This window comes from Vicinamibacteria bacterium (assembly GCA_035620555.1).
GTDB lineage: Bacteria > Acidobacteriota > Vicinamibacteria > Marinacidobacterales > SMYC01 > DASPGQ01.
On sequence record DASPGQ010000188.1, the window covers coordinates 1 to 26,244 of the forward strand.

A 26,244-nucleotide genomic window follows, 5' to 3' on the forward strand; every position below is an offset into this window, starting at 1 on the left:
GCGGCGCGCGAGCGCGAAGCGAACTTGATCGTGATGGGTGTTCGTGGACGAAACCCGCTGGACATCATGCTGTTCGGGTCGACGGCGAACCAGGTGGTCCGCCATGCGCCTTGCCCGGTTATGACCATCAATGCGGTCTCACGGGAATCGGAAGACTGACGGTGGCTCGCGGCCCCGCCCATCTATAGTCGAGACCCCGAATCGAGCGAAACCAGCGAGCCGATGCGCTCTTGACCGCCGCCGACTGCGCGATAGGGTCTCGGGCGCGGACCCCATATCGACGAGGAGGCGGGGAATGAGGTACGGGTCTCGTACGTTTACTGTCGCGTTCGGGTTCGCTATGGGGCTCGCGTCGGCATGGGCCCAGATCGAGGATGAGCCCGCGCTGTCCCAAGGTCCCGCCCACGAGGAGATTGTCTCGATGCTCGCCCACGGCCCTCGCGAGCTGACGAGGGTGCGCCGCCTCGGGCTCGAGGTGTTCACCACCCCGTTCAACACCTTCGACGGACGTGGAGACGGTCCCTTTCGTGGCGAGCTCCCCACGGTCCTTCCCGGCAACCGGCCGACGCTTCACGGAAACGGCCAGCTGTTGCGCATGAACGGTCTCGACGCCCAGAGCTGCAACGATTGCCATAGCGTGATCAGCCACCTCACGCGGCCTCCGACCCTTGGGATCGGAGGGGTTGGGGGCATGGCTCAGAACGCCATCATCATGCCGACGATGATCGACGTCGCCGACTCGGAGGACGATCGGGTCGCCTTCGCCCCGGGGCACGACCCGGACATGAAGATGCTGCCGGACGGCATTGCTGACTTCAATGGCCGCCGCGTCTCCAATCCTCCGTTCCTGTTCGGAGGCGGCGGAGTCGAGCTTCTGGCGAAGGAAATGACTGCCGATCTTCAGGCCCTTCTTGCGAGGGCGCGGGATGCCGCCGCGGGCACGATTACCCAACTCGAGACGCACGGCGTCGCCTTCGGCTCGATCATGTCGCTCGGCGGGGGCCAGGTCGAGCTCGCCGTCGAAGGGATTGGTTTTGCCGACAACAGCAGCCATAGCCCGGAGGAGGTCCTCGTGGTGCGCCCCTTCGGGCGAAAAGGGGAGAACTTCTCCATGCGGGACTTCGATCGCGGCGCGATGCAGTTTCACTTCGGGCTGCAACCGGTCGAAGTGGTAGGGGAAGGTTTCGACGAAGATGGCGACGGGATCGCCGACGAGGTGAGCTCGGGAGAGATGACGGCGCTCCACGTTTTCGACGTCACCAACCCGCTGCCGGTGGCGGAGAAACGCGATGAGGCGGCGCAGCGCGGTTTCGCTACCTTCGTATCCATCGGCCGCGCTCGTTGCCACGTCCCGACGATGGAAACTCGCTCGCGCTATCTCCCGCTTGCCTTCCCCGAGGTCCCCGAGGACCCGGGCGCCAATGTGTATTACTTGGTGGACCTCGTCCGGGTAGGGTTCGAGCCGACGAAGTCGGGCGGGGTGCGGGTTCCGCTCTTCGCCGATCTCAAGCGTCACGACATGGGGTCCGGACTCGAGGAGACCTTCGAGCGGGCGACCATCCCAAACGCCGAGTTCACCACCGCACGCCTTTGGGGCATCGCCGACACCGCGCCCTACTTGCACGACGGCCGGGCCACCACCTTGACGGAAGCGATCCTGGCGCACGGGGGTGAGGCCCAAGGCGCGCGAGACGCCTTCGTCGCCCTCTTCGAGGCGGATCGCCGCGAGCTCCGCGCCTTCCTCGCCACGCTCCGGACTCCCCGAAAGCCTAACGAGGAGCTTCTCCGTGGCGCCAGATAGACTCTTGCCGGAGAGACGGTGACGTGCCGGGGTGCAGGCTTTGCCCGTTTCTGACCCTCAACGCTTCGCGGGAATCGGAAGACTGACGGTGAATTCCGTGCCGCCGTCCGCGGTAGTTGCCGCGGTGATGGAGCCGCCGTGCGCCTCGATGTGGCGTCGGGCGATGGCCAGGCCGAGCCCCAGCCCCCGCGTCTTGCTCGAATAGAAGGGCTCGAAAACCCATCGGAGGGCGTCGGGAGCGAGACCGGCCCCGGTGTCTCGAATCGACAACAGAACGTGCTCCAGAGTACATTGCGTGGTGATCGTCACGACACCACCCTGCGGCATTGCCTCGAAGGCGTTTCGCAACAAGCGGCCGAGTGCGTCATGAAGCAGCTTCTCGTCCACGGCGACGTCCGGCAGGCTCTCGCAGTAACGTCGCGTGACCCGGGTCGTCGAGGTGTGAGTCTCCCGATTCAATACGCGGTCGATGATTTCGTGCAAGTTTCTGGTCTGAAGTACCGGAGGGGAAACTTCGGCGAAGACATTGAGCTCCGCCAGCGACGACTCGATACGGCCCACTTCGCGTCTCACGCGCGTCCAAACTTCCTCGACCTCCGGACTCCGCGCCAGCTGGTCCCGGAGCACGTCGAGAGCTCCGCTGATGCCGGTGAGGGAGTTCCGGATCTCATGGGACAGGCGCGCCGCCGCGGTCTGTATCACTGAGGCGGGCATCTTCGTCACTGATTGGTTTCCGTCAACCGGAATTTCTTCATTTTGTAACGCAACGTATCTCGGGTGATGTCGAGGAGCTTGGCCGCCCTGGTCTGGTTGCCTCCGGTTCGTTGCAGGGCCTGGCGGATGAGCTCCTCCTCCACCCTATCGAGCGAAGTTCCCGTCTCGGGAATATCGAGAGACGGAAGGCTTCTTTCCGATCCGATCGCGTGGCGATCGCCCGAATCGAAGGGAAAGGCTTCGGCACCGATCCGGGGACCGTCCTCGAGGATCATTGCCCGCTCGATGGCATTTCGAAGCTCTCTCACATTACCGGGCCACGGGTAACCCGCCAAGAGCGCTTCGGCCTGGGGTGTCAGGCCCTCGATCTGTTTACCGAAGGCCGCATTCAAGTCCTCGATGAAGCGGCGGGCCAAGACCTTGACATCGGCCCTTCGATCTCTCAGCGGCGGGAGGTCGATGGTGATGACGTTGAGCCGATAGTAGAGGTCCTGTCGGAATCGCTCGAGGGCCACCATCTTCTTGAGGTCTCGATTCGACGAGGCGATGATCCTGACGTCGACGCGGACGTCCTGGATGCCACCCACACGCTTGAAGCTCTGATTCTCGAGCACTCTCAAGAGCTTCGCCTGGAGGCCGAGAGGCATCTCCCCGATCTCGTCGAGAAGGATCGTACCCCCGTCGGCGAGCTCCAAAAGACCTTTCTTCTGTTGGCGGGCGTCGGTAAATGCGCCTCGCTCGTGCCCGAAGAGCTCGCTCTCCACGAGATTCTCCGGCAGCGCCGCGCAGTTGATGGCGAGAAACGGTTTATCGGCGCGCGAGCTGGCGTAGTGAATCGCTTTGGCGAAAAGGTCCTTTCCCGTGCCGCTCTCCCCTTGAAGGAGGACGGTGGTCGCCGGGCTGAGCGCCACCTTCTTCATCATCTCCACGGCTTCGGTGATCGCCCGCGACTCCCCGATGATGCTGTCGACTCCCGAACGTTTCCGATCCTGCTCGCGGAAGTGGCGCAGCTCCTGACGGAGCTTGATGGCCTCGAGGGCGTTTTGGAGAGTTGCTTTCAATTCCTCGAAGTTGAGTGGCTTCGAAACGAAATCATAGGCTCCGAAACGAAGCGCTTTGACGGCATCCTCCAGAACGCCATACGCGGTCATGATGATCACGATGCAGCGCGCGTCGAGCTCCTTGATGGCTTGAAGAACCTCGAGCCCGTTTCGATCGGGCAAATGGATATCGAGTAGAACCAAATCCGGGCTCTCGCTCTCCGCGAGCTCGATCGCGGTCTGTGCGTCGGGGGCTTGAAAGGTGCGGTAGCCCCAGTTGGTCAGTTTTTGCTGGAGTGACCACCGAATCAAGTCTTCGTCGTCTACAATGAGAACCTTGTCTAGGGCCATCGGTGCCGCCTTTTACTCCTTGCAAGCAGGATCTCTGCCATGACCTCTCCGAAGCTGGCAAGCCCTTGAGCTTAGGACGTTTGGGTGAAATGACGCAATCCTGGGTTTCGTCACACATCGGTTGTTCGGTTGGAGTAAGCTATCGCTCCAAAGGGGATCCTGCGGGAGCGCAAGAAGAAAGATTTACCGAGCGGAGGTGAAGAATGGAAATTCGGAAGATTCTCGTCCCAACGGATTTCTCCGAATCGGCGAATCACGCCTTGAAGCAGGCGGTCGAGCTTGCGGCCCGATGCCGGGCGAAGCTCCATCTGTTTCATGTCGTCGAGCCGTTCACTGACCCGAAGGGTGGTCTCGGCGCTTCGGTTCGAGATTATCTGGAGCGTCTGGAACGAGACGCAAACGAGGCGCTGTCAATCGAGATCAACGCACTGAAAGGGAGGGGCATAGACGTCGTTTACACGACCGAGCGCCGCATTTCCTCTTTCGAAGGCATCCTGGCGAAAGTCGAAGAGCTCTCTCCCGACCTGGTGGTTCTGGGTACCCGCGGCCGGACGGGATTGAAGCGGTTCGTCATGGGTAGCGTCGCGGAAAAGGTCCTGCAGTACGTGCCGGTGAACGTGTTGACGATTGGAACCCGGTCTCCGGTTGTGCCCGCGGGCGAGTGTTTCGAGCGCATCCTGGTACCGGTCGACTTTTCCGAGCCGTCGAAGCGTGCAGTGAGTGCCGCCCGCTCGCTCCTCAACAAAGGCGGGCAGCTCTTCGTTGGCCATGTGGTCGCGAGTCCGATTCATCCATCTTTCTATGCCGGGGGAATCACCAGACTCTTTCAATTGGATCCGGACTTGCCGGAACGCATTCGCAAGAACCTGTCGAGCTGGCTGGAGGGCGAGGCCGCGGAGATCCTCGTGCAAGAAGGGGACGTTCCCAAGGAGATACTGGACATGTCGGCCAGCAAGCGGTGCCAGCTGATCGTGATGGGCAACCGCGGCCTGAGCGCTCTCGAGCACTTCCTTCTCGGCAGCGTCAGCGAGCGCGTCGTGCGGCATTCGAAGTCACCCGTGCTCACGGTGCATTGACGTTGTCGAGCTGGCTCGCGGTCCGTCGGGTACTCTTCATCGAGGGCACCTGCAATGCTGCGGTCTTCCTGGCCAAACTGATCGTCGGCTTGTCGACGGGGTCACTCGCCCTCGTCGGTGACGCGATCCACTCTCTCGCGGATCTCGCCAACAACCTCGTGGCTCTGGTCGTCGTGAGGCTCTCGAGCGAGCCGCCCGACCGGGAGCATCCTTACGGACATCAAAAATTCGAGACCCTGGCGGTTTTCGGGCTCGCCGTACTGCTCTCGGTCCTCGCGGTGGAGATCATTCTGAGGGCGATCGCGCCGAGGGACGATCCCATCTTGGAGCATCCATGGGGGCTTGCTGTCATGGTCGCCGTTCTCTTCGTCAACGTCGGTGTCGCGGCATGGGAACGGCGATGGGCCAGGCGCTTGGACTCGGCCATTCTCGACGCGGACTCGAAGCACACGTTCGCCGACGTCTTGATCACCTCGGGCGTGATCATTGGCTGGCAGTTTGCGGCGAGGGGCTACCCCTGGATCGACCGCCTCGTTGCTCTCGGAGTCGCGCTGGCCGTCATGCACCTCGCATACGGCCTCTTCCGACGGGCCGTCCCCGTCCTCGTCGACCGGATATCCCATGCTCCCGAAGCCTTGGCCGCCGCAGTCCGTCCGATCGACGGAGTGGTCGAGGTCCGGCGCGTGCGGTCGCGATGGGCAGGCACTCGTCCCGAGGCGGACGTGGTCATCAGCGTGGCCGCCGAGCTCTCGACGCGACAAGCACACGACGTCGCCGACGCCATCGAGCGGGTACTGAGCGAGAAGTTCTCGATTCACGACGCGATCGTCCACGTGGAGCCCGAGCTCGTGGATGCCGCCGCGAAGAACAAAGCGAAGCCGTCGTCATCGAAATAGAAACTCGACAGCGAGGCGACGATGATTCAGTTGCCCGGCGATTCATCGTCGAGAACTCTCCTGACACGTGAGGTGAGGGCTTCGCGGGTAAAGGGTTTCGCGAGAAACGGATATCCGCCATCTTCCAGGTGGTGCGGCGTAAGCGCGTCCCGGGCGTGACCGGACATGAACAGGACTTTGACCTCCGGGTGCTTCTCGCGAATGCGGCGGAAGACTTCGGGTCCGTTGATCCGGGGCATGATGACGTCGGCCAGAACCAGATCGACCGCCCCTTCGTGCTCGGTCGCGAGTCGAACCGCCTCCTCGCCATCGCGAGCCTCCAACACGCGATAGCCGGCCTTGGTCAGCGCGTTGACGGCCGCCAGGCGAACCATGTTCTCGTCTTCGGCGACCAGAACGGTCTCACATCCGCGAGCGCTCGGAGTGAAGGCGGCGTCCACGGCGCGGCTCGGCTCGTCCTCGAGGGCGGCGGGGAAAAACACCGCGAATGCGGCTCCGCGTCCGCGCGTGCTCTCGACGGAGATGCGCCCCCCATACTGCTGCACGATTCCCTGGGCCGTCGCCAAGCCGAGCCCGGTTCCTTGCTTTCGCGTGGTGAAGAAGGGCTCGAAGATGTGGGGGAGCGCGTCCGAATCGATCCCCTGTCCCGTGTCGGTGACCGTGATTGCGACGTAAGGCCTGCGCTCCAGGCTCCGTCTTTCGGTCTCGATTCGGAGACTACCTCCACGAGGCATGGCGTCTCGAGCGTTGACGACCAGATTGAGCACTACCTGCTCGAACTGGCTTTCATCCACCTTGATGCGGTCCAGCCCTCCCGACGCCGCCACTACCGTGAGGTCGATATCCTCGCCCAGGAGCCCCTTCAGCATCTTCTCGAGCTCTCTCAGCTTCGCGCCGACCTCCAGAATGATCGGCTGGAGAACCTGGCGGCGGCTGACGGCAAGAAGTCGTCGAACGAGCGAGACCGATCGCTGACAGGTTCGATAGGTCTCCCGGGCGCCTTCGTGAAGAGGATGGGACTCGGGGAGGATCTCGAGAGCGATCTCGCTGAATCCGGTGAGTGCGGTCAGAAGGTTGTTGAAATCGTGGGCGATTCCCCCCGCGAGCCGCCCGATGGCCTCCATTTTCGTCGCGTGCTCGAGCCGGCGCTCGAGCCGGCGTGTTTCTTCCTCGGCACGTTTTCTTTCGGTGATGTCGCTCACGAGGGCAACGGTGAGCGAGCCGTGCTGGGTGGGGATGTGGCTCAAGCTTATCTCGACAGGCACGTGGCTTCCGTCCTTGCGCCTCCCCACGAGATCGAGGCCTTGACCCATGGCCCGAGACTTCGGTGCCTCGAGATAGTGTCGGCGATGAGCCACGTGAGCCTCGCGAAGGGATTCGGGAAGGAGCGTCTCGACGTGCAACCCGATTAGCTCGTCCCCTTCATAGCCGAATATTCGTTGAGCCATCGGGTTCGCGGTCATGATTCGACCTTCGGCGTCCACGGTGACGATACCCTGCGCGGCACGGGCCACAAGGGTCTCCAGCTTTATCTCGCTCGCGCGAAGAGCCTCTTCGGTGCGTTTCGCCTCGGTGATGTCCCACCCGATGAGGAAGAGAAGCCCGGAAACGGGACTGACCCGGCCGCGCCACTCGACGCTGCGCGACTCTCCGCCAACCCCGCGATGGCGAACGACGAGACGAGCTCGGTCGCCCCGCCGCCACTGCTCGACGGCCCTCGCGGCGTCCGCCCGGTCTTCGGGCTGGATGAGATCATCGAAGCGTCGGTCGGATGGCTCGCGAGCGTCCACCCCGATGAATTGCGAGAGAGCATCGTTCGTGAGCTCGATCCCGCCGTCCGGCCTGATGACGCAAAGCCACTCTTCGCAGAGCCCGAAAAACTCCTCGAGAGGCTTCGGGGTAGAGGAGGGCGACTTCGTCACCGGCTGCGTCACGAGAGCTCTCGCGGCTGCCGGGATTCACGTTGCCAAAGGGACCTCAGAACGAAGGGGGCGCTCAGCTTCGCCAGCCGCGACAGCGACTTGGTGAGAAGTGCCGGGTTCCTTACAACGAGAAAGCCAACTGCGGCGCCGAGGACGGCGGTGAGGACCGGATGCCGCGCAAGGAGCAGCCGCGGACTGAAGCTCTCCTCGAGCCGCTCCTCGAGCTCATCCAGGTCGCTCTCCAGCCGAGCGCGGTTCTCCGCCATGGACTGGCGAATCGCGGCAGCCGTTCTCCTATGGTTCGGCGACGTCACATCTATCTCTGTGTTCAATGCCGTGGCGGGACCCGTGATCGACCGGCCGCCACGGCTCGGCGTTTGCGGCGCTGCGCGCCGATCTCGCGGCAGACGTTTTGGCCACCGCTCGGCAGGCTGGGTCGTACTTTTTCATCAGCCCGCTGAGTAACTAGTCTCCGTTAGGTGACTTGTACCGATGGATCACGAAGCCGATGGCGAGATACAGGCCGCCGAACAGGACCAGCGTCAGCGACCAGCTTCCAACGAGCTTGCTGACGAACATGGCGACACCCGCTGAGACGAGGGCCGTTCCGGCCACGACGGCGATGATCGAGAGCGCGTGGCGCGCCATCTCGATCCGAAACCTCTCGAGCTCCTCTCGAACGGATGCCGACACGAACTCGGTGCTGTCTTCGACCACATGAGTCAACGAGAGCACCACGCTTCGCAAGACGGAAAGGGTAGAACGCCTCTCCGGAACGAGGGACTCCCCCTCGTCTTGGGAAATCGAAGCCATCAGCTTCGAAGGGCTTCCTTGACTTCTTTGGCTGCTTTTCTTGCCGTTTCCGACGTCTCCGACAGACCCTCGCGGGTCTTCTGATAGGCGGCCTCGCCTCGATCTCGGACCTCGGACAGGACGGCTTCGGAACGATCCCGGATGCGACGCCCCTCTTCGACCGCGCGATCCCTCAGTTTCTTGCCCTCGTCGGCAAGACTCTCGCGGAGCTCGCGTCCCGACTTGGGTGCCAGGAGAAGCGCCCCCATGACCCCCATTGCCGCGCCCACGAAAAATCCGACGAGAAAATTGGCTCCGCCATTGTCGCTTGCCATCGTGACACCTCCTTTGGTTGCTCGACTGCTTCCCAATTCTACCCTAAGCGGGCCGTAGCCACCGGTCGGGACTTTCGCAGGCGCCATCCCGGGCGTCCAATTGAACGAACGACTTGGGTACCTGCGTCTATGCTAGTGTTTCGGGGTGACCGATTCTGACGCCTGCGACGGTGGGAGATAGCTGCCCTGGAGCGTCCCATGGTGCGAGAGATAGATCCATGCGTCTCCTCGTCTCACCAGCACGTCGGTCGCTCGACCCGTGAACGTGAACTCTTTGCGCCCACAGTGCCCGGCGATGCGAAAGGCGTAGTTGCAGACGGCCGTGTGCTCGAAAGTTTTGGTGGCCGGCTCTTCGAGACTCCATTCCTTTATGGAGACGCCCTCGGGGTTGCGCGAAGCCTCCTCGAGCAAGTCGCCGAAGCCCACGAGGTGCGGGAGCGTTCCTTGCCTGTGCTCCGAGTACTGCGGGTCCGTCAAGCGCGCGATCGTAGCCAAATCGTTCTCGACCCAAGCTTGCCACCACGCACGAACGGTCTCGAAGGCATCGCGCTGTGAGCTCACGCTTGATCGATGATTCAAACGTCGTGCCATTGGGCTGAACCCTCTCGCTAGTCGCCTTTTACGCCGGGAATGTCAAGAAATGAAGTAAATTCTTGAATGACGCGCAAGGCGATGTCAACCGATGGCCGCTCGAGGTTTTGCTCGACTGTTTACTATCAACTGGAACTCGCTAGAGCGCGCTTTGCCGCATGTCTGGGGCATATACCCCTGCGCGAGACGGCGCGGGAGTCCCGAGACTTCGAGAATCCTGGATTTGGCCATCCCTCGATAACGGCACCCGGTTTGCGTAAGGGTAGCGCTCGACATAACCAAGGAGAGCTCTTCCGCGATGGGAAAAGCGAATCGACCGGGACCATTTGGATCGACCTCCGGCATCATTCTCGCGGCCGTCATCGGGGCCCTGGGGGTTGGGGTTTTCGTACTCGGGGCTAGGCGGTATCTTCCGCCGGTCGCTTCCCGACACGGCATCGGCATCGATGCCATGCTCGTGTACCTGCTCGTGACCACGGGAACGCTCGTCGTTTTGGGCCATCTCGTCCTGGGCTATTTCGTGTTCCGGTTCAGCCGTGGTCGCGAGGTGAGCTCGAGCCTGCCAGGCGTCCGCGCCGAGCGGATCTGGTCGATCGTCCCGGCACTGATCATGACGGTCATCGCCGAAGGAGGAGTTCTCGTCATCGGCATTCCCGTTTTCAGTGAGCTCTATACCGAGGGACCTCCGAGCGACGCCATCGTTATCGAGGTCACGGCCGAGCAATTCACCTGGAACGTTCGTTATCCCGGTGCCGACGGCGCGTTTGGCCGGCTCGACCCTTCGCTCATTTCGGCGGAAAACCCGCTCGGCCTCGACCCGAGCGACCCGGCGGGGGTCGACGACATCCACGAGCTGGCTCTCATGTACGTGCCGGTTAATCGACCGGTTCGGGTGCGGCTACGGGCCAAGGACGTTCTACATAGTTTTTATCTCCCTTACCACCGCATCAAACAGGACGCCGTGCCGGGAATGACGATCGATCTATGGTTCGTTCCGACTCGCGAAGGGGAGTTCGATCTCGCTTGCGCGGAGCTCTGCGGGTTTGGTCATTACCAAATGCGCGGATTCCTCCACGTGGTCTCCGAGGAAGAATTCGAACGATGGCTGGAAGAAAGAAGAGGTTGACACTTCGATGGCGGTAACCGCGACCGAGACCGAAGCCCACCCGCCGAGCTTTCTTCGGCGATACGTCTTCAGCACGGATCACAAAATCATCGGCATCCAGTACTGGCTCACCGGTGGGCTCATGGGTATCCTCGGGGCCTTTCTCGCCGGCCTGATCCGGCTGCAGCTCACCTGGCCCACCACGCAATGGAATCTACTCGCGAAAGTGTTCCCCGTGGGGATGGAGGGCGGGTTCATGAAGCCCGAGTTCTACATCTCGCTCGTCACGATGCACGGCACGATCATGATCTTCTTCTTCGTTTCCCTGACGCTCGTGAGCGGCTTCGGTAACTACCTCATCCCCCTGCAGCTCGGCGCCAGGGACATGGCGTTTCCTTTTCTGAACATGTTGTCCTACTGGATCATCGTTCCCGCTATCCTCGTGGCCGCTGCTTCGTTCTTCGTCGAGGGCGGCGCCGCCGGGTCGGGCTGGACGGCCTACCCGCCGTTGTCCGCCATTCCCGAAGCCGCGCCGGGCTCCGGTCTCGGACAAACGCTGTGGCTTATCGCCGTCGCCCTGTTCATTGCTTCGTTCACCATGGGTGGACTCAACTACGTCACGACCATTCTCAACCTCCGAGCTCGAGGCATGTCGTTGATGCGGATGCCGCTCACCATATGGAGCTTCTTGATTGCCGCGGCAATCGGTCTCTTGGCCTTTCCGCCGTTGACGGCCGCCGCCATCATGCTGTTATTCGACCGCCACCTGGGAACGAGCTTCTATCTGCCGGAGGGGCTCTTTGTCGCCGGCCAGCTTCTTCCCAACGGGGGCGGCAGCCCCTTGCTCTGGCAACACCTCTTCTGGTTTCTCGGACACCCCGAAGTCTACGTGCTGATTCTGCCCGGCCTGGGTGTGACGTTCGACGTGCTCGTTCCCTTCACGCGCCGCCCCGCCTTCGGATACAAGGTGACTGTGTATTGTCTGCTCATCATCGCCTTTCTGAGTATGGTCGTCTGGGGGCACCATATGTTCGTCAGCGGCATGAACCCCTTGATCGGAGAGTTCTTCTCCATCGGAACCCTTCTCATCACGATTCCTTCGACGGTGATCGGGGTCAATATGATTGCGACGTTGTGGGGTGGCAAGCTGCGTCTCACGAGCGCAGGAATGTTCGCCCTGGGAACGATTTGCTTCTTCGGGGTGGGGGGGCTCGGTGGGGTGTTCCTGGGAAATGCCGCGGCGGACATCCAGCTCCACGACACCGCTTTCGTCGTGGGACATTTCCACTTCATGATCGGAGGGGTCACGCTGCTCGCGATTTTCGCGGGGTCCTATTTCTGGTTTCCCAAGATGTTCGGGAAGATCTTGAGCGAAACGCTGGGCAAGATCCATTTCTGGCTCACCGTCGTCCCGTTCTATGGGATCTTCGTAACCATGCACTTCTATGGTCTCGCGGGCGCGCCGCGCCGCTATTACAGTCTCAGCCAGTATGGTTTTCTCGACGACGTCGCCTGGATGCCGCTGGTCATGTCCACTTTCGCATTCGCCATGATGGCTGGCCAGGCTTTGTTCGTGGTGAATGTGATCAAGTCGCTGTGGCGAGGCCAAGTCGCGGACAAGAACCCGTGGGAAGCGACGACGCTGGAATGGACGGCGCCGTCGCCACCTCCTCACGGCAATTGGGGCGATGCCCTGCCCGTCGTTTATCGCGGCCCTTATGAGTACCACGCCGCCATGGGTGGGACCGATTTCGTGCCCCAGACAGCACCGCAGAAGGGAGGCTGACGCTTGTCCACACAGGAAGTTGCCCTTTCGGCGCTGGGAATGAGCTGGCGCAAGCTCATGATGTGGCTCTTCATCGTCACCGACGGTCTTCTATTCGCCGGGTTTCTCGCCAGCTACGGCTTCACCCGGACGGCAAGCCCCAGCTGGCCGAATCAACAAGAGGTCTTTCACCTGTGGTTCATTTCCCTTATGACCTTCGTTCTCATCTCATCGAGTGCAACCATGGCGACCGCGGTGGCGGCATCGAAGCGGGAAGACTGGGCGACGGTGAGGAGGATGGTGCTTCTGACCGCGGCCGGCGGTGCTGCCTTTCTCTCGATGCAAGCGATCGAATGGCTTGGGCTCATACGAGAGGGTGTCACCATGGCGAACAATCCATGGGATGTACCCGCCTTCGGAAACTACTTCTTCACCATCACCGGCTTCCACGGAAGCCACGTTGTCATCGGAGTCCTGGTCCTGTTGAACGTTCTGGCGCGCACATCGGCGGGAAAGACTACATCGGAGGGCGTGGAGATTGCCGGGCTCTACTGGCATTTCGTGGATTTGGTCTGGGTTTTCATCTTCACGTGCTTCTATTTGATCTAGCTAGCTAGGTCTAGGCGAGAATTCCTGACAATTATGGCGCAAGAAAGGGGAATTTGGAGATGAAGGAGATGTGGGGATGAATTCGGTCGTATTCGTCCGACGAGAATCCACTTCCGGATATCGGGGTACCGTTCGCGATTGGGGAAGCGGGCAAAGCTTCTCGATTCATCCCCATATCCTTTACGAATCTCGCCATCCCCCTTTCAGAAGTTGGAAACGGGAGATTCCATGAACGCCGCCTATCGGACTTTCTGGAGAACCTGGGCCATCTTGCTGGCGCTGACCGTGGTCATGGTATTCGTGGACGTGGTGCAGGCTCCGCGAGCATTGCTCGTCATCGTGTTGCTGGGTGCGATGCTGACCAAAGCCTTCCTCATCGGTGCCGAGTTCATGGATCTGAAGCACGAGAAACTGGTAGTGGGGCTCGCGGTTGCCTTCTCGCTGCTCTTTTTCGGCGCCGTTCTGTATTCCCTGATGGTCCCCGACGGCCTCGCCATTCTTCGCGGCGGCCGCTGACGTATCGCGAAGCAGGCTGACGAAAAGTAGCGGCCTAGTCTGCCGGCGCCTTGCGCGAAGGCGGATCGAGTGCGGGTCCCGCCACGGCATTGAGTACGAGCAGGCTGATGTGAAAATACGGGTCAGCCTGCCGAGCGGCGGCCAGGACATCTGCCGCGACGTCAGCGCGAATCGTCCGCATCGGGCTGCTTCGTGGACATGAGATGTGAGCACGCAGTGCGAATAAGCGCCGCAAAAGGCCGAGCCGTGGCGGCGCGATCGAGTGCGGGTCCCGCCACGGCATTGAGTACTGAAGATGTAGAATGCTCCCCAGAGGGGAACGATCATGGGCGAGCACGAGGTCCAGGAGGCCCTCCGAGGCGAGCAGCTTCGGCTCTTCATGCGAAGCCTTCTCGACGATGTTCGCGCCCTCGCCACGATGCTCTCCGAGGGCTGGATCGAATCGGGTGTGCGCCGTGTGGGCGCGGAGCAGGAGATGTTCCTTGTCGGGCCTGGCTTCCGACCGGCTCCCGTCGCGATGGAAGTTCTCGAACGGCTGAGCGATTCCCGTTATACGACCGAGCTCGCCCGATTCAACCTCGAGACCAACCTGCAGCCGCTCCCTTTCGGAGGTCGGTGCCTGTCGCAGATGGAGCAGGATCTCGAGCTGCTCATCGGACGGGCGCGGGAGGTGGCGCAGGCACTGGGCGCTGATGTCGCTCTGTGCGGGATTCTCCCGACGCTACGCAAGTCCGATCTCGGTCTCGACAACATGGCGCCCGTACCCCGGTACTTTGCCCTCAACGACGCGATGACGAAATTGCGGGGCGGGGCCTACGACTTCCAGATCAAGGGTGTCGACGAGCTCATCGTCAAGCACGATTCGGTCATGCTCGAATCCTGCAACACGAGCTTTCAGGTTCATTTTCAAGTTGGCGGAGAAGAGTTCGCGAAGCTCTACAACATCGCCCAGGCTTTGGCGGGCCCCGTGCTCGCCGCCGCCACGAACTCGCCGCTGCTCTTCGGGCGCCGCCTTTGGCGAGAGACGCGCATCGCGCTGTTCCAGCAGGCGGTCGACACGCGTAGCTCGAGCCACCACCTTCGTGAGCGCCAGCCGAGGGTAAGCTTCGGCCGTGAATGGGTTCGCGACTCCGTCGTCGAGCTGTTTCAGGACGACATCGCGAGGTTCAAGATACTCATCGGAGGGGAGCTGGACGAAGACCCTTTTGCCTCGCTCCATTCCCGCACCCCGCCGAAGCTCAAAGCCCTTTGTCTTCACAACGGAACGGTATATCGATGGAACCGACCGTGCTACGGGATTACCGACGGCAAGGCTCACTTGCGGATCGAGAATCGTTACCTGCCCTCGGGGCCGAGCGTCCTGGACGAGATCGCGAACGCCGCGCTGTGGCTCGGGCTGATCTCCGCCATGGCTCGCGACGTCGATGACGTGACGCGCCACATGGCCTTCGAGGATGCCGCGTCGAATTTCACCGCGGCGGCGCGCAATGGACTCGTGAGTGAGCTTGCCTGGCTCGACGGCAAAGAGGTTCCGGCGCGAGATCTGCTCCTCGAAGAGCTCATCCCCATGGCGCGGAGCGGACTCGAGCGTTCCGGAATCGACCCCGGCGACGTTTCCCGATATCTCGGCGTCGTCGAAGATCGAGTTCGGTGCCGGCAGACCGGCTCACAATGGTTCCATTCGTCGCTGATGTCGATGAAGGCTAAAGGAACCGAGGGAGAGCGGATGAGCGCCTTGACGGCGTCGCTCGTACGGCAACAGAAAGCGGGTCTCCCGGTTTCCACCTGGCAGCTCGCCACGATCGGGGAAGCGGGTGGGTGGGAAAACCACTACGTGCGGGTCGAACAGTTCATGTCGACGGACCTCTTCACCGTGCACGAGGACGAACCGGTGGACCTCGTTGCCAGCCTCATGGACTGGGAGAAGATCCGACACGTTCCGGTCGAAGACAACGAACATCACCTCGTGGGTCTCGTTTCCTATCGCTCGCTCATCCACTTGCTGGCTCAGGGGGCCTTCGCTCAACGCGACGCCCCCATTCCCGTCAGTGAGGTCATGAAGCGAGATCTCGTCACTGTAGGGCCGGACACTACGACCCAGGCAGCGGTCTCGCTGATGAAGGAGAAACACATCGGATCGCTTCCCGTGGTCAAGGACGGGCGGCTCATTGGCATCGTCACCGAGCGCGACTTCATGGACATCGCTCGCGAGCTGCTCGAGGAGAAGCTGCGCGAATCGTGAGGCGTCCGGAAGCCGAATTGCTAGAGAGATCGAGAGAACAGCGCGGTCGCGAACGGCATCAAGGCCGAAACAGGCTCACGAGTCGGGTCTCCACCCCGAGAGCGACGTCGCGCCAGCGATCGACCGATAGCTCGAAGACGGCGAGAGCCGCCGTGGGGAACCGTTCGCTCCTTCCTGAAAGCATGGCGACGAGGTCTTCCATGCCGGGATTATGCGCGACGAGGAGCAACCGACGTACCGTATCGCCGGGGACGCGAGCAGCTACGTCGAGGAGTTTGCCCGCCGGGGCGAGATAAAGCTCTTCGTCGAGCTCCACCGCGCGCGCGTATCCCGAGGTCTCGGCAACGGCTTCCGCCGTCCTCCGAGCGCGAACGGCGGTCGACGAGATGATGAGATCGGGAACGAGTGCTTCCTTCTTGATGAGCCGTCCCATGAGAGGCGCGGCCCGCTTTCCACGTTTGTTGAGGGGCCGCTCGTGGTCGTCGAGGGTCTCGTCTTTCCAGCTGGATTTCGCGTGGCGAAGGAGCATCAGGGTCTTCATGGTCGTCTCCTTTCCGGGCTTGCGATCCTTGCGAAGGATACGATGCGCGGCACGAGGAAGCTGACCCAGAGTCCGATGACGGCATAGCGCAGCCAGTGATGGAGACCAGCCCATGCCGAGCCATCCGCAAGTCCGACCGCTCCCGTCGCCAGGTAGATGCCGGGCAATCCCACGAGGCCGACCATCAACCAGGCGCGTCGTCGGCTACGGGGGACGCCCTCGGGGTACAGGCGATGATGCCGTGCGAACACCAGCCCCGAGAGAGCGCCGGCAAGAGCTCCCATGGCGGCAGCGACGTTGGCGGTCGAATGCGTAACCGTCAGGATCGCGGGGAGTCCCATCGTGACCAGGAGCTGCTTCGGCATGGAAAGGGAAGTTACCTGCGCAACGATGCGGAGCGAAGCTTTCGTGAACAGCCAGGCGATCGAAGAGCCGATGGCAATGCCCCCGACGACGTCGGACGGGAAATGAACGCCGAGATAGACGCGTGAGAATCCGATGAGAACGATCATCAGGATGCAAACTCCCCCGAACCAGAGTTTGCGTACGTGGAGTCCGAGAAGCCCCCAGAAGACCGTGGCGTTTTGGGCATGGCCGCTGGGGAAACTGTACTCCTCGGGCGTGCGGAGCGGGGTGATGTCGGAGTTGACGAACGGCCGGTCGAGAGCGACGGCGTCCTTCAGCAATGCGTTCAGGTAGACGCTCAAGACGAGCGCTACGAACAGCCGGATCGCGAGCCTCCACGAAAACCCCCACCACAAAACCGGAATCATTACCAGGTACCCGAGAGTCGAGCCGACATCGGTGACGGCGAGGAAAAAGGCGTCGAGCGCGGGTGAACGGTGAAGGGAGAGCCAGCGAATGACCTCGACGCCGGCGTCGAGAATGGGCTGCATCAACGTCTTACCTCGAAGGGCGCGCAGGAGGCGAGGTCGTCTCTAGAGCTCTCTCGCCAGGATCCGCCGATAAACGTCGGGATCGACGTTACCACCAGTAACGACGCAGCAAATGCGCCCGGCGTGAAACCGCTCAGGCTCGGTGAGAACTGCCCCGATTGACAGAGCGCCCGTGGGTTCCGCCTTGAGGTTCGCGAGCTCGAAAAGGAGTCGCACTGCCTCGGTTATGAGATTCTCGGGTACCTCGACGATCGTCTCGATGCCGCTCTCGAGGATCGCCCAGTTGTGCTCGCCGAGACTCACGGTTCGGGCGCCGTCCGCGATCGTCCGAGGCTCGGTCTCGTTTCGTACGATTCGCCCAGCTCTCAGGGAACGAGCGGCATCGTTGCCCAAGAGCGGCTCGGCTCCGACGACGCGGGTATCCGTGTTTCCCGATTCCCGAAGTCCACGGATGATGCCCGAGCTCAGGCCACCCCCTCCGACGGGTACGACGACCGTGTCGAAGCCCAAGGTCGAAAGCTCCTCTCCGAGCGTGGCATTCCCGGCGATGACGCGAGGGTCATCGTAAGCGCTTGCGACGAACGCGTCCGGGTGCGCGCGGGCAAGCTCCGCCACCCGCTCGGCGCGACTCTTGACGTCGACATCGACGGGCTCGACGACGGCTCCGTGCTCTTTGACCGCCTCCACTTTGACACGGGCCGATGTGTGCGGCATGACCACGATGGCCCGTTTGTTCAACAGGCGGCAGGAGTAGGCCAGCGCTTGACCGAAATTTCCCGACGAAGCGGTGAGGATCGTGTCCGCTTCGACCTGCGCGGCGAGGTTGTATGCCGCACGAAACTTGAAGCTGCCGGTGTGCTGGAAGGTTTCGGTCGCGATCGTCAAGTCGACTCCGAGTCGCGTCGCCAGTCGGAGAGGCGTGAAGAGAATCGTTGGTCGAACAACGTCGCGAACGTCAGCCGGCGATTGCGTCATGGGTCTTCAAATCTTACATCAGGAAGCTTACAATGACGTTGAGAGCCCGCTGGTGGAGGGTATCGCAAGGATGATCGCGCCATTGGGAAAGCCAATCATCGAGGCGGTTTCGCATCGTGGCTCGAAGCGAAGGCCGGCCCGACGTCCAAACGTGACGAGCGTGTGTCGAAGCGAGCGCTCCTTTGAGCTGACGACGTCTGAGGCTGTCATGGACGGGACGCCCTGTTTATGTTGCCGGAGATCTCGACGGACAGCGGGCTTGGTCTCGCTGGTTTGTCGGGCGGGTCGCGATCCCGGTGGCCTGCCTTTCTGACCTCGAATGGCTCGTCGGGTAGCCGACTCTCACCGGCGTGAACCGGTCCCGTCGACGGTGTCGCGATGAGGATTGATTCCCACCAGCACTTCTGGCGTTTCGACGAGAAGGAGTACTCCTGGATCGACGACCGGATGGCCATGCTCCGACGCGATTTCATGCCCGAGGAGCTCGCTCCGATCCTGAAGAAGAATGGGGTTCATGGATCGCTTGCGGTACAGGTGCGTCAGAGTCTGGAAGAGACCGATTGGCTATTGGAGATGGCGCGACAGAATGCATTCGTCCGCGGAGTCGTCGGCTGGGTCGACCTTCGATCGTCGGTCGCGCGTCGCGATCTCGAGCGTTACCGTGACAACCGCTTCTTCCTCGGCGTGCGCCACCTGGTCCAGGACGAGCCCGACGATCGGTTTCTCTTGCGCGAGGATTTTCTCGCGGGAGTGTCGATCCTGAAGGAGTTGGATCTTACCTTCGACATACTGATCTATCCCCGGCAGCTTCCCGCGGCGATCGAGTTCGTACGGCGCTTTCCCGACCACCGCCTCGTGCTCGATCACCTGGCAAAGCCGCCCATCGCCCGAGGCGAGGTGGAGCCGTGGGCGTCCTTTATCCGGGAGCTGAGCTCCTCGGAGAACCTCTTCTGCAAGGTATCGGGGATGGTCACCGAAGCGAGCTGGACGTCGTGGACTCGTGATGATTTCATTCCCTATTTGGATGTCGTTTTCGAAGCCTTCGGCTCGGGACGGCTCATGTTTGGCTCGGACTGGCCGGTGTGCCGGCTGGCAGCGAGGTACGATGAAGTCATGCAGGTCGTGGTCGAATATCTGGACACGCTTTCGTCGGACGAGAAAGGGGCGGTTCTGGGAGGTAATGCCATCGACTTTTACCGACTTGGGCGGGCGCCAAATGCGGACTAGCGTACTCTTCAATCAGGCGGCTAGAGCGGCGATGCTCGTCGCCCTGGCACTCGGTTCTTGTAGTGACAAGGGAACGGGCGAGAGCCGGACGGATACCAGGATGGTGATCGCCGTCATCCCCAAGGGCACGACCCACTCCTTCTGGAAAGCGATTCACGCTGGCGCGGCCAAGGCTTCGCGCGAGTTGTCGGTCGAAGTCATCTGGAAGGGGCCGGCACGCGAGGACGACCGCGAGGCACAGATTGCCGAGGTCGAGAACTTCGTGAGTCGCGGTGTTTCCGGCATCGTACTGGCTCCGACAGACGAGAAGGCGCTGCGTCTCCCGGTGGCCAATGCCGTGAGGAGCGGTATTCCGGTCGTGATCATCGATTCCGATCTCGATAGCGACGATTATGTCAGCTTCGTCGCCACCGACAACTACGAAGGGGGTCGGCTCGCCGGTGCGCACATGGTCGAGACTCTCGGCGGGCGAGGGCGAGTCGTGATGCTCCGCTACATGGAAGGGTCCGCGAGCACGATGCGTCGAGAGCAGGGATTCCTCGACATCATTGCCGAGAGCCCGGGCATCGAGCTTGTGAGCTCGAACCAATACGCCGGCGCGACGGCGGAAACCGCCTATCAGGCAAGCGAGAACCTGCTCGCGCGGTTCAAGAGTGCCGACGGGAGCTTGTCCATCGACGGCATCTACTGTCCCAACGAGAGCTCTTCTTTCGGCATGCTTCGCGCTCTCCAGGACGCGGCACTCGCGGGAAGAGTAACCCTGATCGGGTTCGATGCCTCGGAACAGATGGTGAGGGCGCTCGAGGAGGGCTCGTTCGAAGCGCTCGTGCTCCAGGACCCGGTAAACATGGCCTACTTGGGTGTGAAGACGATGGTTGACCACCTTCGGGGAGAGGCGGTCGAGTCACGTATCGACACCGGGGTCACGTTGATTACTCGGGAGAACATGAACGAGCCCCGAATGCAGGAGCTTCTTCGGCCCGACATCGATCGATGGCTGAACTGAACGGCGTTCCGCGGCTCTCGACCCATGGTTTGAGAAAACGCTTCGGCGCCACAGTGGCCGTCGACGGCGTTGATTTCCTCGTCTGCGAGAGGGAAGTGCGCGCCCTCGTAGGCGAGAATGGCGCCGGCAAGACGACGCTCATGAACCTTCTCTCGGGCGTGGAGCGGCCCGACGCCGGCACCATGCAGCTCGACGGAAGACCTTACGAGCCATCGAGCCCGGGGGAGGCGCGCTCGATGGGCGTCGCCATGATCCATCAGGAGCTGGCGCTCGCTCCGCACCTGACCGTCATGGAGAATCTCTTTCTCGGTGTCGAGCCCGCGGCCTTCGGGCTCCTGCGCTTCGGGGAGATGCGGGCGCGGGCCAACGAGGCGCTTCGCACCCTCGGGCACCGAGACATCGAGCTCGACAGACGGGTCGCGTCGCTGCCCATCTCGATGCGGCAGATCGTCGAGATCGCACGAGCGCTCGTTCTCGACGCGCGGGTTCTTATTCTCGACGAGCCGACGAGCTGCCTGTCTCGGCCCGATATCGAAAAACTCTTTCGGCTGATCGGTCAGCTGAAAGAACGCGGACTCGCCATCGTCTATATTTCTCACTTTCTCGAGGAAGTCGTCGAGGTCGCCGACAGTTTCACCGTGCTCAGAGACGGTCGCTCGGTCGCCGAGGGGCGGATCGCACAGACCACACTGCGGGAGATCGTACGCGCGATGGTGGGGCGAGAGGTCGAGCACTTGTACCCGCGCTCGACGCGGACACCGGGAGACGTCGTGCTCCAGGTGAGAGAGCTCGGCGGAGAGTCGCTTCCTCGCTCCGCCAGCTTCGAGCTACGCCGAGGGGAAGTGCTCGGAATCGCGGGTCTCATGGGCGCCGGGCGAAGCGAGCTCATGCGGGCGCTATTCGGACTCGATGGGATTCGGCACGGAAGCGTTTGCCTGGGAGGGGACTGTGGTCCGGCGACGCCTCGAGAGCGATGGCGTCAAGGCGTGGGTATCTCGAGCGAGGACCGTCAGGGCGAGGGACTCGCCATGAGGCGCAGTATCGCCGAGAACCTGACCCTGTCCCGGCTCGAGGGGCTGGGGCCTTCAGGTCTCGTGATGCCGGCTCGCGTGCGGCAGGCGGCGCAGCGTTGGGTTGACGAGCTCTCGATTCAATGTCGAGAGACCACCCAGGAGGTCGCGGAGCTATCGGGGGGAAATCAACAGAAAGTGGCGCTGGCGCGACTGCTCCATCACGATCTCGATGTGCTTCTCCTCGACGAGCCGACGCGCGGCATCGACGTCGCCGCCAAACAGACGATCTACGCCCTCATCGACGAGCTGGCTTCTCGCGGCAAAGCCATCTTGCTGGTCAGCAGTTATCTTCCCGAGCTCCTCGGGATGGCGGATCGAATCGGCGTGATGCGAAGGGGAGTACTCAGCGAAGTGCGTCCCATCTCCGACTGGGACGAGCTGAGCATCATGGCGGCGTGCACCGACGTGAGCACCTGAGCCATGAAAGCACGGCGGCGATGGATTTCCGCGCTCGGTCCACTCTTCGGTCTCCTGTCGATCTATTCGGTCTTTGCCATCTTTGGCCCGGAGAGCTTCGCTACGGTCGGGACGCTCGAGACGATCGCCCGCCAGACGGCCATCGTAGGAACGGCGGCGCTGGGGATGACGCTGGTAATCATCTCGGGCGGTATCGATCTCTCGGTGGGCTCCATCGTGGCGATGACGTCGGTGATCGTGGCGCTGGTTCTCGATGCCGGAGGCAGTCCGATCGCGGCCGTTGCCGCCGCTACCGCGGGCGGCGCTTTGTGTGGCCTGGCGAGCGGCATCCTCATCACCCGACTTCGCGTGGCACCTTTCATCGTGACTCTGGGGATGCTGCTCCTCATCCGCGGCGCCGCCAAGGGTTTGGGAAGGGAGCAGAAGGTCGATGCGCCGATCACGTGGCTGGTCGAGCTTCTCGCGACCCTTCCCCCCGACCGCAAGTGGATCATCGTGCCCGTCGGCGTGTGGCTTCTCCTCGTGCTCGCGGGGGCGACGGCGTTTCTGCTCCACTTCACCAAGCTCGGTGTGCACATCTTCTCCATTGGCTCGAGTGAGAAGACAGCCAGGCTGTGCGGCGTCCCCGTGGAACGAATCAAGGTCGTGGTCTACGCGCTCTCCGGTGCGCTGGCTGGAGTGACGGGAATGCTCCAGTTCTCCCGTCTCACCGTGGGCGATCCTACGGTCGCCGTGGGGCTCGAGCTCGATGTGATTGCGGCCGTCGTGATCGGTGGCGGAAGCCTTGCCGGCGGAGAGGGCGGCGTTCTCGGCACGCTCGTCGGCGCATTCATCATGACGGTCATCCGCGCCGGCACTTCTCAGATGGGACTGCCCAACTGGGTCCAGGAAATCCTGACCGGCGCCATTATCGTAACCGCCGTGGCGATCGACCGGTGGCGGCATCGACGAGCGGTGGAGTCGTAGCGGTGACAGAAGGGAGATATCCTTTTCCCCTGCGCAAGAGAGACGAGATCATTCCGGATACTCATTACCTTCGTCGCCCCTCGGCGACGTTCTGTCTTGGCGTTCCTTTGAAGAAACGTCGTCCACTCGGTCGCTAATGCCTGCCGATCCAAAGATCGTCTCGGTCTCGACGAGCGATCTGCGCTTCCCGACGTCTCGGGATCGAGACGGCTCGGACGCGATGCATCCCGACCCGGACTATTCGGCGGCCTACGTCGTGCTCGACACCGACGCGGAAGTAGCCGGACATGGTCTCACGTTCACCATCGGCCGCGGGAACGAGCTTTGCGTTGCCGCCATCGACATCCTGTCGAGGAAGCTCGTCGGGCGCCGATTGGGAGCAGTCACCGAAGACTGGCGAGGTTTCTGGCGAGAGTTGACCGGGGACAGTCAACTGCGTTGGCTCGGGCCGGAAAAAGGCGTCATCCACCTGGCCACGGCGGCGGTCGTGAATGCCCTCTGGGATCTCCATGCCCGAGTCGAAGGAAAGCCGCTCTGGCGGCTTCTAGTAGACATGACCGCCGAAGAGATCGTACGCGCCATCGACTTTCGCTATCTCACGGACGTCTTGACGCCCGAGGAGGCTCTCGCGCTTCTGAAGCATCGCGAGTCCGGTCGGGCCGAACGGCTCGCGACCGTTCTCCGCGACGGATATCCCGCCTACACCACTTCGGTGGGCTGGCTCGGCTATGAAGATGGCAAGATTCGTCATCTTTGCCGCGAAGCCGTGAAACAGGGATTCCGGGCGTTCAAGATGAAAGTGGGTGGAGATATCGACGATGACCGGCGACGAGCCGCGATCATTCGTGATGAGATCGGCTGGGAGCGCATCCTGATGATGGATGCCAATCAGGTATGGGATGTCGAAGAAGCCATCACTCACATGGAGGCACTCAGCGAATTTCGCCCCTTGTGGATCGAGGAGCCGACGAGTCCCGATGACATTCTCGGGCATGCGGTCATCGCCCGAGCGCTGCGTCCGATCGGCGTGGCGACCGGAGAGCATTGTCCCAACCGTGTCATGTTCAAACAATTTCTTCGAGCGGAGGCGATTCAATTCTGCCAGATCGATGCCTGCCGTCTCGGGGGCGTGAACGAGGTCCTGGCGGTGCTGTTGTTGGCCGCGAAGTTCGACGTTCCCGTGTGTCCCCACGCCGGCGGCGTGGGTTTGTGCGAGCACGTGCAACATCTTTCGTTGTTCGACTACGTTTCCGTGAGCGCGAGTCTCGACAACCGCTTCATCGAATACGTCGATCACCTTCACGAGCATTTCGAAGACCCCGTTGTCGTTCGAGATGGATCTTATCGTGCGCCTCTCGCTGCCGGATATAGCACCGCGATCAAACGAGCGTCACGCGATTCGTTCTCTTATCCGAACGGTCGAATGTGGCAAGGGGTGTAGATCACGTAGAAAGCGCTTGACACGAACCGTGTTACGTCTTTACCCTACACCTAGTGCTTCACGTACAACTTAGGGTTTTGCGTCGTTTCGATCTTCTTCGAGCGGAACCTTTCCGCTCAATCCCGACCGAAAGGAGGTGAGGCGCAATGGCAAAGAAGAGAAAGGCAGCCAAGAAGAAAACAGCCAAGAAGGCTAGCAAGAAGAAGAAGTAGTCTGTCCTCAGGGGTACAGAGAGAGGGGGTGACTGATTCACCCCCTATTTTTTTGGTTGCTGGTTCTCATCAACCGCGTCGACGGTGGAGAGTCGCCACAACTCTTCCGCGCTCGGCAGGGACGCACGTCCGGTCATCCCAGCGCATTTAACCGCGGCAGCGCAGTTGGCAAAGCGCGCCGCCGCAATCGCCGAACGGCTGTCGAGCCATGCGTGAACGAAAGCTCCGTGGAACACGTCGCCTGCGCCGGTCGTGTCCACGGCCGTCACCCGATGGCCAGCGAGTTGGGTAAACGGCTCGCTGCGACTCGCAATCGCGCATCCCTTCTCGCCGAGCGTGACGCCGGCGATCGCCGGCCCATCACGAGGAAGCCTGTCGAGAAGCCAACCGAGAAAACTTCGCGGCTCGTGGGCGGCGGCTTCCGAGTAGGTATGGGACAGGATCGCGACATCGGTGGTTGTCAGGAGCTCTTCGACACCCTCCCGCGGATGGCCGCAGTCCAGGACCACGATGGCTCCGGCGCGCCGCGCTTCTCTGGCGGCCCGAATCTGGACGTCGATACAGCGCGCGTCCACGAGCAGCGCGCGGCAATCCGACAGGGGGAGCCTTCGTACCGCTTCCCAGGAAAGGGGAAAACCCACGCCGTGGGGCGCCTCGAGAATCGTCCGTCGGCCGTTCTCGACGATGATGACGCTCGTCGGCGAAACGAAATCGTTTCGCACGGCGACACCCTCGGTATCGACGCCTTCACGGCGAAGCCCATCGACGATCATCTTTCCGACGGGATCTTCGCCCACGACCGCGGAGATGGCGGTGCTGCGGCCGAATCGAGCGAGCGTCACGAGCGCGGTCGCCACCGGACCACCGCCCGACTCGTAGAACGCCGAGGCGCGGAGCTTCTCATCGGCCCGTGGATAGCGATCCATGAGGACGCTGATATCGCGCACCGCAAGGCCGACGCCGATGGCGTCCCAGATGGGCATGGTGTAGTTTAACCTCTCAAGGTGCATCAGACGTTCTGTGAGCCGGAGCCTTGTTCCTGGTCGGGGTGAGCTCGGTGAAGAGGAAAGGCCGGGGCGCGGTCTCGAATCGAAGCGGACGGTTCGAGCGCATGCACTATGTACCGCTCGAGGAGCGTGACCGTGTCGAGACCTCGGTAACGCCGGATCGGGCTCGCACCATCATCGCTCGCAACGATTCTCCCGACGTTCCATTCGACAAGTCCATCAACCCCTACCGCGGCTGCGAGCACGGATGCATCTATTGCTTCGCTCGCCCCACTCACGCCTATCTTGGACTGTCGGCAGGACTGGACTTCGAGACGCGGATCTTTTCCAAGCCCATGGCAGCCGAGCTCCTCCGTGCCGAGCTGGCGAGTCCGGCCTATCGGATCACCCCCATCGCCCTCGGCGCGAACACCGATCCCTATCAGCCAGTCGAGAAAGAGCTCGGTATCACTCGCGGGATTCTCTCGGTCCTCTCCGAGCACGAGCATCCCGTGGGGATCGTTACCAAGTCTCAGCTCGTACTGCGGGACATCGATCTGCTGTCGTCCATGGCGGCGCGGGGACTCGCCAACGTGTTGGTTTCCATTACGACTCTCGATCCGGATCTCGCGGGCCGGATGGAGCCGCGAGCGGCGCGACCGGAGAAGAGGCTCGAGACGATCCGGCGCCTTCGAGAGCAGGGGATTCCCACGGGAGTGCTGGCCTCTCCGATGATCCCCGCGCTCAAC

Annotated in this window: 27 protein-coding genes; 15 read left to right on the forward strand and 12 right to left on the reverse strand. The window is 62.1% G+C overall.

Translation table 11 applies throughout. From position 1 onward, the window contains the following. Both VEK15_07385 and VEK15_07390 read left to right on the forward strand, forming a co-directional pair. On the forward strand, positions 1–159 hold a 159-nt coding region (locus VEK15_07385), incomplete at its 5' end, for a universal stress protein (GenBank protein HXV60498.1). A 136-nt stretch (positions 160–295) separates the two neighbouring features. Continuing rightward, positions 296–1,801: a di-heme oxidoredictase family protein gene (locus VEK15_07390; protein ID HXV60499.1), complete on the forward strand. Its 1,506-nt coding sequence runs from the start codon at positions 296–298 to the stop codon at positions 1,799–1,801. A 57-nt stretch (positions 1,802–1,858) separates the two neighbouring features. Here VEK15_07390 and VEK15_07395 read toward each other — a convergent pair whose 3' ends face one another. Both VEK15_07395 and VEK15_07400 read right to left on the reverse strand, forming a co-directional pair. Beyond that, positions 1,859–2,515 carry an ATP-binding protein gene (locus VEK15_07395; GenBank protein HXV60500.1) on the reverse strand — a complete coding sequence of 219 codons (657 nt, stop codon included), beginning with the start codon at positions 2,513–2,515 and terminating at the stop codon, positions 1,859–1,861. 5 nt (positions 2,516–2,520) lie between these two features. Then, positions 2,521–3,906 carry a sigma-54 dependent transcriptional regulator gene (locus VEK15_07400; protein ID HXV60501.1) on the reverse strand — a complete coding sequence of 462 codons (1,386 nt, stop codon included), beginning with the start codon at positions 3,904–3,906 and terminating at the stop codon, positions 2,521–2,523. A gap of 203 nt (positions 3,907–4,109) precedes the next feature. On the opposite strand from VEK15_07400, the gene VEK15_07405 reads away from it, so the two are divergent. Both VEK15_07405 and VEK15_07410 read left to right on the forward strand, forming a co-directional pair. After that, a complete protein-coding gene (locus VEK15_07405) occupies positions 4,110–4,982 on the forward strand; it encodes a universal stress protein (GenBank protein ID HXV60502.1) in 873 nt (290 codons plus the stop codon). A gap of 2 nt (positions 4,983–4,984) precedes the next feature. Beyond that, complete coding sequence (locus VEK15_07410) at positions 4,985–5,878, forward strand: cation diffusion facilitator family transporter (GenBank protein ID HXV60503.1); 894 nt, start codon at positions 4,985–4,987, stop codon at positions 5,876–5,878. 26 nt (positions 5,879–5,904) lie between these two features. On the opposite strand, the gene VEK15_07415 is transcribed toward VEK15_07410, so the two are convergent. From VEK15_07415 to VEK15_07435, 5 genes are all read right to left on the reverse strand, one after another. Next, positions 5,905–7,800, reverse strand: a complete 1,896-nt coding sequence (locus VEK15_07415; protein ID HXV60504.1) for a PAS domain S-box protein — start codon at positions 7,798–7,800, stop codon at positions 5,905–5,907. A gap of 8 nt (positions 7,801–7,808) precedes the next feature. Next, positions 7,809–8,066, reverse strand: a complete 258-nt coding sequence (locus tag VEK15_07420) for a hypothetical protein (GenBank protein ID HXV60505.1) — start codon at positions 8,064–8,066, stop codon at positions 7,809–7,811. Between the two features lie 199 nt (positions 8,067–8,265). After that, positions 8,266–8,613, reverse strand: coding sequence for a hypothetical protein (locus tag VEK15_07425; protein ID HXV60506.1), 348 nt, complete (start codon positions 8,611–8,613; stop codon positions 8,266–8,268). Further along, positions 8,613–8,927, reverse strand: a complete 315-nt coding sequence (locus VEK15_07430; protein HXV60507.1) for a YtxH domain-containing protein — start codon at positions 8,925–8,927, stop codon at positions 8,613–8,615. The genes VEK15_07425 and VEK15_07430 overlap by 1 nt, the downstream gene beginning before the upstream one ends. Positions 8,928–9,059: 132 nt before the next feature. Beyond that, entirely contained in the window at positions 9,060–9,488 is a 429-nt protein-coding gene (locus tag VEK15_07435) for a nuclear transport factor 2 family protein (protein HXV60508.1), read from the reverse strand. A 328-nt stretch (positions 9,489–9,816) separates the two neighbouring features. On the opposite strand from VEK15_07435, the gene VEK15_07440 reads away from it, so the two are divergent. The 4 genes from VEK15_07440 (at position 9,817) to VEK15_07455 (ending at position 13,513) form a co-directional block, all read left to right on the forward strand. Then, complete coding sequence (locus VEK15_07440) at positions 9,817–10,644, forward strand: cytochrome-c oxidase (GenBank protein HXV60509.1); 828 nt, start codon at positions 9,817–9,819, stop codon at positions 10,642–10,644. A 7-nt stretch (positions 10,645–10,651) separates the two neighbouring features. After that, positions 10,652–12,409 (forward strand): cbb3-type cytochrome c oxidase subunit I, encoded by a 1,758-nt coding sequence (locus VEK15_07445; GenBank protein ID HXV60510.1) that lies wholly within the window; start codon positions 10,652–10,654, stop codon positions 12,407–12,409. A gap of 3 nt (positions 12,410–12,412) precedes the next feature. Then, on the forward strand, positions 12,413–12,997 hold the full coding sequence (locus VEK15_07450) for a cytochrome c oxidase subunit 3 (protein ID HXV60511.1): 585 nt from the start codon (positions 12,413–12,415) through the stop codon (positions 12,995–12,997). Between the two features lie 228 nt (positions 12,998–13,225). Then, entirely contained in the window at positions 13,226–13,513 is a 288-nt protein-coding gene (locus VEK15_07455) for a cytochrome C oxidase subunit IV family protein (GenBank protein ID HXV60512.1), read from the forward strand. A gap of 34 nt (positions 13,514–13,547) precedes the next feature. Here the strand turns inward: VEK15_07455 and VEK15_07460 are convergent, their stop codons facing one another. Beyond that, complete coding sequence (locus tag VEK15_07460; protein ID HXV60513.1) at positions 13,548–13,694, reverse strand: hypothetical protein; 147 nt, start codon at positions 13,692–13,694, stop codon at positions 13,548–13,550. A 144-nt stretch (positions 13,695–13,838) separates the two neighbouring features. Here VEK15_07460 and VEK15_07465 point away from each other — a divergent pair, with 144 nt between their 5' ends. Continuing rightward, positions 13,839–15,755, forward strand: a complete 1,917-nt coding sequence (locus tag VEK15_07465) for a glutamate-cysteine ligase family protein (GenBank protein HXV60514.1) — start codon at positions 13,839–13,841, stop codon at positions 15,753–15,755. A gap of 58 nt (positions 15,756–15,813) precedes the next feature. Here the strand turns inward: VEK15_07465 and VEK15_07470 are convergent, their stop codons facing one another. From VEK15_07470 to VEK15_07480, 3 genes are read right to left on the reverse strand one after another with little or no spacing between them, the layout of a single operon-like run. Further along, complete coding sequence (locus tag VEK15_07470) at positions 15,814–16,296, reverse strand: histidine phosphatase family protein (GenBank protein ID HXV60515.1); 483 nt, start codon at positions 16,294–16,296, stop codon at positions 15,814–15,816. After that, on the reverse strand, positions 16,293–17,192 hold the full coding sequence (locus VEK15_07475; protein ID HXV60516.1) for a phosphatase PAP2 family protein: 900 nt from the start codon (positions 17,190–17,192) through the stop codon (positions 16,293–16,295). The genes VEK15_07470 and VEK15_07475 overlap by 4 nt, the downstream gene beginning before the upstream one ends. 42 nt (positions 17,193–17,234) lie before the next feature. Further along, positions 17,235–18,167: a pyridoxal-phosphate dependent enzyme gene (locus VEK15_07480; protein ID HXV60517.1), complete on the reverse strand. Its 933-nt coding sequence runs from the start codon at positions 18,165–18,167 to the stop codon at positions 17,235–17,237. Positions 18,168–18,545: 378 nt separating this feature from the next. Between VEK15_07480 and VEK15_07485 the strand changes: the two genes are divergently transcribed. The 5 genes from VEK15_07485 to VEK15_07505 all read left to right on the forward strand — a co-directional run bounded on the left by VEK15_07485 (position 18,546) and on the right by VEK15_07505 (position 24,297). Further along, the gene (locus VEK15_07485; protein HXV60518.1) at positions 18,546–19,394 is read left to right on the forward strand and encodes an amidohydrolase family protein; all 849 of its coding nucleotides are present in this window, start codon (positions 18,546–18,548) and stop codon (positions 19,392–19,394) included. After that, on the forward strand, positions 19,384–20,400 hold the full coding sequence (locus VEK15_07490; protein ID HXV60519.1) for a substrate-binding domain-containing protein: 1,017 nt from the start codon (positions 19,384–19,386) through the stop codon (positions 20,398–20,400). Before VEK15_07485 ends, VEK15_07490 begins: the two co-directional genes overlap by 11 nt. Further along, a complete protein-coding gene (locus VEK15_07495) occupies positions 20,388–21,890 on the forward strand; it encodes a sugar ABC transporter ATP-binding protein (GenBank protein ID HXV60520.1) in 1,503 nt (500 codons plus the stop codon). The genes VEK15_07490 and VEK15_07495 overlap by 13 nt, the downstream gene beginning before the upstream one ends. Before the next feature lie 3 nt (positions 21,891–21,893). Continuing rightward, complete coding sequence (locus VEK15_07500; protein ID HXV60521.1) at positions 21,894–22,856, forward strand: ABC transporter permease; 963 nt, start codon at positions 21,894–21,896, stop codon at positions 22,854–22,856. A gap of 136 nt (positions 22,857–22,992) precedes the next feature. Continuing rightward, positions 22,993–24,297 (forward strand): L-fuconate dehydratase, encoded by a 1,305-nt coding sequence (locus VEK15_07505; protein HXV60522.1) that lies wholly within the window; start codon positions 22,993–22,995, stop codon positions 24,295–24,297. Positions 24,298–24,553: 256 nt separating this feature from the next. On the opposite strand, the gene VEK15_07510 is transcribed toward VEK15_07505, so the two are convergent. Beyond that, positions 24,554–25,492 (reverse strand): PfkB family carbohydrate kinase, encoded by a 939-nt coding sequence (locus VEK15_07510; protein HXV60523.1) that lies wholly within the window; start codon positions 25,490–25,492, stop codon positions 24,554–24,556. A 128-nt stretch (positions 25,493–25,620) separates the two neighbouring features. Between VEK15_07510 and VEK15_07515 the strand changes: the two genes are divergently transcribed. After that, positions 25,621–26,244 (forward strand): radical SAM protein (locus VEK15_07515; protein HXV60524.1); only part of this gene is annotated, 624 nt, incomplete at its 3' end.